Origin of the sequence: Paracoccus sp. FO-3 (assembly GCF_006386455.1) — a bacterium.
Lineage (GTDB): Bacteria > Pseudomonadota > Alphaproteobacteria > Rhodobacterales > Rhodobacteraceae > Paracoccus > Paracoccus versutus.
This window is the reverse complement of record NZ_VCBQ01000329.1, coordinates 1-322: the sequence shown is the minus strand read 5'-3', so window position 1 is coordinate 322 and position 322 is coordinate 1. Positions and strand designations below refer to the sequence as shown.

Below are 322 nucleotides of genomic sequence, written 5' to 3'. Positions count from 1 at the left end.
GGATTTCGACCCTCGCGTGCGGCTGGAATTTCGCGGCACGCAGCTCAGTTCCGACGGCGGCCTTCTGGTGATGCGCGAGCTTGATGACGCGCTCGGGTTGTCCGATTTGGCGTCAGCGGCGCTGCGCGATACTCGCTCTGGCAAGAACACGGTCCATCGGCTCGACGGCCTGTTCCGGCAATCAGTCTTTGGGCGGCTGGCCGGATACGAGGATGTCAACGACGCCAACCGTCTCGCCTGCGATCCGGTCATGCGCCAAGTTGTCGGCGGCAGAGCGGTCGATGCACAAGCGGCCTCGGCATCGCAGATGGGACGGTTCGAG

The 322-nt window shown here is 64.6% G+C and carries 1 protein-coding gene; it reads left to right on the top strand.

Going from position 1 to position 322, the window contains the following annotated elements; genetic code table 11:
* On the top strand, nt 1-322 hold a 322-nt coding region (locus tag FE811_RS27235; RefSeq protein ID WP_181181011.1), incomplete at both ends, for a transposase.